Source organism: Paractinoplanes ovalisporus (genome assembly GCF_016834655.1).
In the GTDB taxonomy this organism is placed as follows: domain Bacteria; phylum Actinomycetota; class Actinomycetes; order Mycobacteriales; family Micromonosporaceae; genus Actinoplanes; species Actinoplanes ovalisporus.
The window spans coordinates 177,848-185,723 of sequence record NZ_JAENHP010000022.1; the positions used below are offsets into that span (position 1 = coordinate 177,848).

The 7,876-nt window shown below is 72.1% G+C and carries 10 protein-coding genes; 9 read left to right on the top strand and 1 reads right to left on the bottom strand.

Features of this window, described 5'->3' with window-relative positions:
• Positions 1-4 precede the first annotated feature (4 nt).
• Entirely contained in the window at positions 5-472 is a 468-nt protein-coding gene (gene rnhA / locus JIG36_RS41415; protein WP_203382142.1) for a ribonuclease HI, read from the bottom strand.
• Positions 473-541: 69 nt separating this feature from the next.
• Here rnhA and JIG36_RS41420 point away from each other — a divergent pair, with 69 nt between their 5' ends.
• The 9 genes from JIG36_RS41420 to JIG36_RS41460 form a co-directional block, all read left to right on the top strand.
• Positions 542-1,453 (top strand): ABC transporter ATP-binding protein, encoded by a 912-nt coding sequence (locus JIG36_RS41420; protein WP_203382144.1) that lies wholly within the window; start codon positions 542-544, stop codon positions 1,451-1,453.
• Positions 1,450-2,214: an ABC transporter permease gene (locus JIG36_RS41425; RefSeq protein WP_203382146.1), complete on the top strand. Its 765-nt coding sequence runs from the start codon at positions 1,450-1,452 to the stop codon at positions 2,212-2,214. Before JIG36_RS41420 ends, JIG36_RS41425 begins: the two co-directional genes overlap by 4 nt.
• Positions 2,215-2,319: 105 nt before the next feature.
• Positions 2,320-3,165, top strand: coding sequence for an ABC transporter ATP-binding protein (locus JIG36_RS41430; RefSeq protein WP_203382205.1), 846 nt, complete (start codon positions 2,320-2,322; stop codon positions 3,163-3,165).
• A complete protein-coding gene (locus JIG36_RS41435) occupies positions 3,162-3,953 on the top strand; it encodes an ABC transporter permease (RefSeq protein ID WP_203382148.1) in 792 nt (263 codons plus the stop codon). Before JIG36_RS41430 ends, JIG36_RS41435 begins: the two co-directional genes overlap by 4 nt.
• Entirely contained in the window at positions 3,914-5,059 is a 1,146-nt protein-coding gene (locus JIG36_RS41440; protein WP_307873125.1) for a sensor histidine kinase, read from the top strand. Before JIG36_RS41435 ends, JIG36_RS41440 begins: the two co-directional genes overlap by 40 nt.
• Positions 5,056-5,673, top strand: a complete 618-nt coding sequence (locus JIG36_RS41445) for a response regulator (RefSeq protein ID WP_203382150.1) — start codon at positions 5,056-5,058, stop codon at positions 5,671-5,673. Before JIG36_RS41440 ends, JIG36_RS41445 begins: the two co-directional genes overlap by 4 nt.
• Positions 5,674-5,873: 200 nt before the next feature.
• Entirely contained in the window at positions 5,874-6,134 is a 261-nt protein-coding gene (locus JIG36_RS41450) for a hypothetical protein (RefSeq protein ID WP_203382152.1), read from the top strand.
• Position 6,135: 1 nt separating this feature from the next.
• A complete protein-coding gene (locus tag JIG36_RS41455) occupies positions 6,136-7,122 on the top strand; it encodes an FAD:protein FMN transferase (RefSeq protein WP_203382154.1) in 987 nt (328 codons plus the stop codon).
• A partial coding sequence (locus JIG36_RS41460; protein ID WP_307873126.1) for a ferric reductase-like transmembrane domain-containing protein occupies positions 7,119-7,876 on the top strand: 758 nt, incomplete at its 3' end. The genes JIG36_RS41455 and JIG36_RS41460, both read left to right, overlap by 4 nt.

Sequence of the window (7,876 nt, forward strand, 5' to 3'; positions counted from 1 at the left end):
CGGATCAGGCCCCGCCGACGATCGAGCCGGAAGCCACCGCCTCCTGCAGGCCCCGCGCGGCCAGCCGGTCGGCCCGCTCGTTCTCGGGATGCCCGGCGTGCCCCTTGACCCAGTGCCACTGCACGTCGTGACGCTTCACCGCCGCGTTCAGGCGCTGCCACAGGTCGACGTTCTTGACCGGCTGCTTGGCCGAGGTCTGCCAGCCGTTGGCCGACCACCGGGGCAGCCACTTCGTGATCCCGTCCCGTACGTAGATGCTGTCCGTGTACAACTTCACCGTCATCGGCGCCCGGTTCAGCGTCTCGAGGGCCCGGATCGGCGCCATGAGCTCCATCCGGTTGTTCGTGGTCGGCTCGGCCGTGCCGCCGAAGAGATCCTTCTCCTTCGCGCCGTAACGCAACACCGCCCCCCAGCCGCCCGGGCCGGGGTTGGGCACGCAGGCCCCGTCGGTGTAGATCTCCACCACGCTCATGTGAGCACCCTAACGGGGCGGCCCCGCCCAGGGCCGGACAGCCGAGGGCGGCACGTAAAGTGGTTGACCGTGAGGGACGAGGCGGTCGAGGTTCGCGACATCGTGGTGCGCTACGGCGACACGACCGCTGTCGACGGTGTGTCCCTCACGGTCCCCCGCGGCCGGGTTCTTGCGCTGCTCGGGCACAACGGCGCCGGCAAGACCAGCCTGCTGCAGGTGTGCGAGGGTTTCCGCCGGCCCGACAGCGGCGTCGCCACCGTGCTCGGCCTCGATCCGATGGGCGACCACGACGCGCTGATGCCCCGGCTCGGCATCATGTTGCAGTCGGGCGGCGTCTATCCCTGGGCCACGGCCGGCGAGATCCTGCGGTTGTTCGCCTCGTTCGCGGCCACCCCGCTCGACGTCGACATGCTTCTCGATCGTCTGGGACTGCGCAAGTTCGAACGTACGCGGTGGCGCCGGCTCTCCGGGGGCGAGCAGCAGCGGCTGTCGCTCGCCGTCGCGCTGGTCGGCCGCCCCGAGCTGGTCTTCCTCGACGAGCCCACCGCGGGCATGGACACCGAGGCCCGCCACACCACCTGGCGGCTGATCGAGGAGCTGCGCGCCGACGGCGTGTCGGTGCTGCTCACCACCCACCTGCTCGACGAGGCCGAACGCCTGGCCGACGAGGTCGTCATCATGCGCTCGGGCGTGGTCGCCGCCACCGGTTCGCCGGCCGAGCTGACCGCGGCCGCCGGCATCGACCTGCTCGAGGTGCGGGCCGACCCGGGCCTGGTTCCCGACGGGCGGCTGGCCGACCTCAAGGTCACCGAGACGACCCCGGGGGAATACGCGATCACCGGCGCCCTCGACGCGGCCGCCATCTCCGACGTGCTGGGCTGGTTCGCCGGTGCCGGGGCCCAGGTCACCGCCGTGAACACCCGCCGGCGCACCCTCGAAGACGTCTATCTGGCGCTCACCACCGAGAAGGTCTACCGATGAGTGGCACCGGCATCTTCGCCCCGGCCCCGGGCCGCGCCCCCCTGCGCAGCGTGGTGGCCAGCCAGATCCGCATGGAACTGACCTTGACCGCGCGCCGGGGCGAGGCCGTCGTGCTGGCCCTGGCCGTCCCGTTGCTGGTGATGCTGGGCGCGGGCCTGACCGAGGTCACCAACGTGCCCGGCGACGACCGGCTCGCCTTCGTGGTCCCCGGTGTGCTCGCGCTGACCGTGATGTCGACCGCGTTCACCGGCCAGGCGATCACCACCGGCTACGAGCGCAGTTACGGCGTGCTCAAGCGGCTCGGCGCCTCCCCGCTCACCCGGCCCGGGCTGCTCCTCGCGAAGATCGCCGCGGTGCTGGGCCTGATCGTGGTGCAGCTGATCGTGCTCGCGGCGGTGGGGGTCGCCGTCGGCTGGCGGCCCCACTTCGAGGCGCTGCTGCCCGCGCTCGGCGTCACCGTGCTCGCCGCCGCGGCGTACAGCGGCCTGGCTCTTCTCATGGCCAGCCTGCTGCGCCCCGAGGCCACCACCGGCGCCGCCACCCTGATCTACGTGCTGATGCTGGCCGCCGGCGGCATCATGTTCGCCGCCCCCGACCTGGGCACGGCCGGGTGGTTCCTGCTTCCCCTGGCCGCTCATGCCGAGGCGTTGCGCAGCACCCTCTCGTACGGGGGAAGCGTTCCGACCGCCATCTGGCTGAGCCTCGGCGCGTGGGCCGTGGTGCTCGTGACCGTGGCCGCCAAGAAGTTCCGCTGGGAGTAGTGGAGCCAAGGCAGTAAGCAGAGCCAGGGCGATAGGTGTCCACCGTTCGGTTGACACCTACTGACGGCCGAGCGGTCGTCCCTCCACGAAGGAAAAGCCAGCAGTATCGATGGCATGACAGCCATTGAGGTTCGGGGCCTGCGCAAGGCCTACCGCGGGCACGAGGTGGTCCGCGGCATCGATCTCGAAGTGGGCCGCGGCGAGGTGTTCGCGCTGCTCGGCCCGAACGGCGCCGGCAAGACCACCACCACCGAGATCCTCGAGGGGCACCGCCGCCGCGACGCGGGCGAGGTGCGGGTGCTCGGGGCCGATCCGGGGACGGCCGGCCCGGACTGGCGGGCCCGGATCGGCATCGTCCTGCAGAACACGGAGGACGCCGCCGACCTGACGGCGACCGAGATGGTGCGGCACATCGCCGGGTTCTACCCCGATTCCCGCCCGGTCGCCGAGGTGATCGGCCTGGTCGGGCTCGAGGAGAAGAAGAACAGCCGCATCCGTACGCTCTCCGGCGGTCAGCGCCGCCGGCTCGACGTCGCGCTCGGCATCGTCGGGCGCCCCGAACTGCTGTTCCTCGACGAGCCGACGACCGGGTTCGACCCCGAGGCCCGCCGCCACTTCTGGGACCTGATCCGCACGCTGGCCGCCGAGGGCACGACGATCCTGCTCACCACCCACTACCTGGAGGAGGCCGAGGCGCTGGCCGACCGGCTGGCCGTGCTGGCGGCCGGGCAGATCGTCGCCGAGGGCACCCCGGCCACGCTCGGCGGCCGGGCCCAGGCGGGCGCGCGGGTCACCTGGCACGAGAACGGCGTGGCGCGCACCGAGCAGGTCGACGACCCGACCCCGCTGCTGCGCAAACTCGTCGCCGCCGACACCGACCTGAGAACGCTGACCGTCACCCGGCCGACCCTCGAGGACATCTACCTCAACCTGATCGGAGCGCACCGATGAGCACCCTCTCCTTCGGGGTCAGCCGCGGCCACGTCGAGCTGCTCCAGTTCCTCCGCGACCGCACGGCCATGATCTTCACGTTCGCGTTCCCGGCGATGCTGCTGCTCCTGTTCGGCACGATCTTCTCCGACTCGTACGACCAGCCCGGCGTCAGTGCCGCCCACGTCTTCTCGGCCAGCATGATCGCGTACGGGATCCTCACCACCGCCTTTGTGACCATGGGCGCGGGCCTGGCGCTGGACCGGGAGGACGGCACCCTCAAACGCCTGCACGGCACGCCGATCACCGCCACGTCGTACGTACTCGGGAAATTGCTTTTAGTGGCTTTTCTCGCCGTGGCCGAGGCGATCATCCTGGTCGCGGTGGGCGCGCTGGTCTTCGGCATGTCGTTGCCGGACGCGTCGCACTGGCTGGCCTTCGTGTGGATCTTCCTGCTCTCGGTGATCTCGTCATCGCTGCTGGGGATGGCGATCAGCGTGATCGTCAAGCACGGCCGCACGGCCGGCGCGATCCTCAACGTGCCGGTGGTGGCCCTGCAGTTCATCTCGGGCGTGTTCATCTACCCGGTGATCCAGCTGCCGTCGTGGCTGATCACGATCGCGTCGTTCTTCCCGGTGAAGTGGAGTGCCCAGGGCTTCCGGTACGTCTTCCTGCCCGACGGCATGCGGGTCAACGAGGCGGCCGGGCAGTGGGAGCTGGGCCGCATCGCCCTGATCCTGGGCGCGTGGTGTGTGATCGGATTGGTGCTGTGCCTGATGACCTTCCGGTGGACGCGGCCCGACCAGTGACCTCGGAACCGCGCGCCCTGTTCTGGGACGCCTACCTGGTGCTGATCTCGATCGTGGTGGTGGCCGCGGTCCTGACCACCCAGGGCCCGGCCCTCGCCACCCGACTCGGGTCGGCGGGGGCGCTCGCCGCCATCGTGGTGCTGCACCTCGCGATCGGCCGGCGGCTGATCCGGGCCGACCGGGCCAGCCGTCTGCTGCTGGCCGTCCACCTGGTGCTGTTCGCCACCGCGGTCACGCTCGTGCCGAACGCGAACTGGCTGTTGTTCGGCGTGATCCCGCTGGTCTTCCAGATGGTGCCGCTGCGCCCGGCGGTGATCGGGGTGGTCGTGGCGAACGCCGCGCTGCCCGTCTCGGGCCTGATCCTGCGCCCCGACGAGCTCGGCATGAACCTGGTGATCGCCGCCATCTCGGCCGCCGCCGGCATCTGGCTCGGCTACTGGATCACCCGCGTGGTCGAGCAGAGCCACGAGCGGCAGCGGCTCATCGACGAGCTGGAGAGCAGCCGGGCCGAGGTCGCCCGCCTCTCCCGCGAGGCCGAGCGGGCCCGCCTCTCGGCCGAGATCCACGACACCCTCGCGCAGGGTTTCACCAGCATCATCGCGTTGCTGCAGGCGACCGACCCCGATCTGAAGGACGACCGGATCGCGCTCGCCGTGCGGACCGCCCGCGAGAACCTGGCCGAGGCGCGGTCGCTCGTGGCGGCGCTGTCGCCCGCGCCTCTGACCTCAGGGTCACTGCCTTCCGCCGTACGGCGTCAGGTGGACCGCTTCCACGAGGAGTCGGGCGTGACGGCGGGTTTCCGCGTGACCGGCGACGAACGGGAACTGCCCACGGCGGTGGAGGTGGTGCTGTTGCGGGCGGCGCAGGAGGCGTTGACCAACGTACGGCGTCACGCCGGCGCCCGGGAAGCGGCGGTGCTGCTCGCCTACACTGCGGCCTCGGTCCGGCTCGTGGTGCGCGACGACGGGCGTGGTTTCGTGCCGGGGGCCGCCGACGGTTACGGGCTGGCCGGGATGCGGTCGCGGGCGGAACAGGTCAGGGGAGACGTGCGGGTGGTCAGTGACCCCGACACCGGCACGACGGTCGAGGTGGAGGTGCCGGCGTGATCCGGATCCTGTTGGTGGACGACCACCCGGTGGTGCGGCACGGCCTGCGCGGGATGCTCGAGGCGGAACCCGACCTGACCGTGATCGGCGAGGCCTCCTCCGGCGACGAGGGTGTCGCGCTCGCCGTCGAGCTGCGCCCCGACGTCGTGCTGATGGACCTGCGGATGCCGGGCGGCGACGGGGTGTCGGCCACCGAGCGGATCGTGGCCGAGGCTTCCGGCGTACGCGTGATGGTGCTGACCACGTACGAATCGGACCGTGACATCCTGCGCGCGATCGAGGCCGGCGCCGGGGGTTACCTGCTCAAGGACGCCTCACCGGCCGAGCTGGCCGACGCCGTGCGGGCCACCGCCCGGGGCGAGACCGTGCTGGCCCCGAGCGTGGCGTCGACGCTGGTGCGACAGGTGCGCAAGCCCGCGCCGCCCGCCCTCTCGGCCCGCGAGACCGAGGTGCTGCGCCTGGTGGCGAGGGGCCTGACCAACGCCGACATCGGCAAGCAGCTGTTCATCTCCGAGGCCACCGTCAAGACCCACCTGTTGCGCGCCTTCAACAAGCTCGACGTGGCCGACCGCACGGCCGCCGTCACCACCGCCATGGAGAACGGGCTGCTCTGAGGCTTTCCCCGCCCTTGACGGGCACACCCTCCAGCACCGAGCCGCCGCCGGCCAGGGCGGGCGCCACGGTCCGGAGATGGCACGTATCCAGGGCTCAGGTTCACAGGAACCGCCAAGCAGGCGCACAGGGCAGGGCGAGGGGGAACGCGCACCGTTGCTGAGGTGTCCATCAGTGGGGACCTCAACGAACGGAGGCACGGATGAAACGGGAGTCCGGCCGGCGAAGTGCCGCGCTGCTCACCGGCGTCCTGGTGGCGGCCAGCGCGGTGGGGACCGCAGCGGTGGCCGCCGCCGCGTACGCGTCCGAGAAGTCTGATACCGCGGTGACCATAAGCACCGATTCCGAAAGCGGCACGTCGTCGACCACGACCGACGAGTGGCCGTCGCTGTCCGGTGACAGTGGCAGCGACAGCAACAGCGGCAGCAGCGGCGGGCAGTCCGCGACCTCCGGAGGGTCCTGACATGCCGCTCATCGAGACATTGCCGGTCGGGGCCGACACCGCGCAGTGGGAGGTCTGGGGCACCGTCGCCCGGGTTGTCGTCACCGATCCGGCGCGCTTCGCAGGGGCCTCGCGTGACGCCCGAGCTTCGCGTGACGCCCAAGCCTCGCGTGACGCCCAAGCCTCGTTGGTGGCTCGGGCCGCAGACCTGGTCCGTGACGAGCTGGGCGCGGTCGAGCTGGCCTGCAGCCGGTTCCGCGACGACTCCGAGCTGCGTCGCGCCGGCCGGGCCGGTGGCCGTCCGGTCATGGTCAGCCCGCTGCTGGCCGAACTGGTCGCCGCGGCGCTGACCGCGGCCCGCGAGACCGGCGGCGACGTCGACCCGACCGTGGGCGCGGCGCTGTGCGGCCTCGGCTACGACCGGGACTTCGCCGCGCTGACCGGGCGTCAGGTGGCGCCGGCGGTCCGTGTCTTCGCCACGCCCGACTGGCGGTCGGTGCGGTTACGCGGCTGCGAACTGACCGTGCCCGACGGCGTGCAGCTCGACCTGGGCGCCACGGCCAAGGCGGTCACCGCCGACCGGGCCGCCGAGCGGGTCGCGGCCGAACTCGGTGCAGGGGTGCTGGTCGCGCTGGGCGGCGACATCGCCACCGCCGGCCCGGGCCCCGAGGGCGGCTGGCGGATCCTGGTGCAGGACCGCCCGGGCGACCCGGCGTGCACCGTACGCCTCCCGGCCGGCGCCGCCCTGGCCACCTCGAGCACCGCGTCGCGCACCTGGGGCCGCCCGGGCGAGCTGCTGCACCACATCGTCGACCCGCGCACCGGCCGCCCGGTCCCGCGAGTCTGGCGTACGGTCTCGGTCGCCGCCTCGTCGTGCCTGCGGGCCAACACCCTCACCACCGCCGCGATCGTCCGCGGCCACGACGCTCCGGCCCTGCTCGGCGGCGCACCCAGCCGTCTCGTCACCCCCGACCTCGACGTGCTGCGCCTGGGCGGGTGGCCGTTGTGACCGACGCGCTGTGGTATTTCGCCCGCGGCAGCGGCGTCATCTCGCTGGTGCTGCTCACGGTGGTGGTCGCGCTGGGCATCGGGTCCCGCAGCGGCCGCCCGGCGTTCGGCCTGCCCCGGTTCGCGGTGAACCTGCTGCACCGCAACGCCGCCCTGCTGTCCGTGGTCTTCCTGGTCGGGCATGTGGTCAGCCTGCTCTTCGACCCGTACGCCCAATTGCGGCTCTTCGACCTGGTCGTGCCGTTCGTCGGCAACTACCGGCCGGTCTGGCAGGGCCTGGGCACGCTCGCCTTCGACCTCGTGCTCGCCATCGTGATCACCAGCCTGCTGCGTCAGCGCCTCGGCGCCCGGGCCTGGCGGGCCGTGCACTGGCTGGCCTACCTGTGCTGGCCGATCGCGCTGATGCACGGCCTCGGCACCGGCTCGGACAACGGCACGGTCTGGCTCTGGGCGATCTCGGCCGTGTGCGCCGCCGTGGTCCTGGCCGCCATCGTCTGGCGCCTGACTCCGACGTTCACCCGCTTCCCTCAGCGCACCCCGCGCCACATCAACCCGCGCCTGCGTTCCGACTCCCAGCCCGCCCAGTCCGTCACCGCTTCGGCCTGGCCTGGGAACCCGTCGTCGGCTCGGAGTGGCGCTTCGTCGGCGGCCCGGCCCGGCTATTCGTCGTCGGCTGGGAGTGGCGCTCCGACGGCGGCCCGAGCCGAGTACCCGTCGGCGGCTGGGAGTGGCGCTTCGTCGGCGGCCCGGCCCGG

What these genes read in the sequence shown, in the direction of transcription:
- rnhA (WP_203382142.1), bottom strand. Translation starts at nt 472, where the DNA reads ATGAGCGTGGTGGAGATCTACACCGACGGGGCCTGCGTGCCCAACCCC.
- JIG36_RS41425 (WP_203382146.1), top strand. Translation starts at nt 1,450, where the DNA reads ATGAGTGGCACCGGCATCTTCGCCCCGGCCCCGGGCCGCGCCCCCCTG.
- JIG36_RS41435 (WP_203382148.1), top strand. Translation starts at nt 3,162, where the DNA reads ATGAGCACCCTCTCCTTCGGGGTCAGCCGCGGCCACGTCGAGCTGCTC.
- JIG36_RS41450 (WP_203382152.1), top strand. Translation starts at nt 5,874, where the DNA reads ATGAAACGGGAGTCCGGCCGGCGAAGTGCCGCGCTGCTCACCGGCGTC.
- JIG36_RS41455 (WP_203382154.1), top strand. Translation starts at nt 6,136, where the DNA reads ATGCCGCTCATCGAGACATTGCCGGTCGGGGCCGACACCGCGCAGTGG.